This window comes from Paenibacillus polysaccharolyticus (genome assembly GCF_023714295.1).
Lineage (GTDB): Bacteria > Bacillota > Bacilli > Paenibacillales > Paenibacillaceae > Paenibacillus > Paenibacillus polysaccharolyticus_A.
In genome coordinates this window covers 1-420 of sequence record NZ_JAMAUN010000047.1, presented here as the reverse complement: position 1 = coordinate 420, position 420 = coordinate 1, and the positions used below count along the sequence as shown (strand labels likewise).

At 45.0% G+C, this 420-nt stretch carries 1 tRNA gene and 1 rRNA gene; both read right to left on the bottom strand.

Annotated elements, in window-relative coordinates:
* Positions 1-147 precede the first annotated feature (147 nt).
* Positions 148-223, bottom strand: a tRNA-Ala gene (locus tag M3629_RS28115).
* Positions 224-331: 108 nt separating this feature from the next.
* Positions 332-420, bottom strand: a 16S ribosomal RNA gene (locus M3629_RS28110); the annotation flags it as partial.

The following is a 420-nucleotide window of genomic DNA, read 5'->3' as shown; positions in this document are numbered from 1 at the left end:
CCCACCCGATACCATCGCAATTGCATTATCTACCGTTTTTATTGAAACTTGTTATACACAAGTTCAGCTAAAAAGGAATGTTCTAATTCGCGTTTGTTTCGTTTCGATATCTAGTTTTCAAAGAACACAACAAATAGATGAAATTATTGGTGGAGCCAAGCGGGATCGAACCGCTGACCTCCTGCTTGCAAGGCAGGCGCTCTCCCAGCTGAGCTATGGCCCCTCAAATTCCATCAAAACTGAACAAATGGAGTAGTAACTTAGCATTGCTTGCAAGTTCACTAAACTTGCTTATTTGAATGTCTTCGTTGCAGAAGACGATTCTCCATAGAAAGGAGGTGATCCAGCCGCACCTTCCGATACGGCTACCTTGTTACGACTTCACCCCAATCATCTATCCCACCTTCGGCGGCTGGCTCC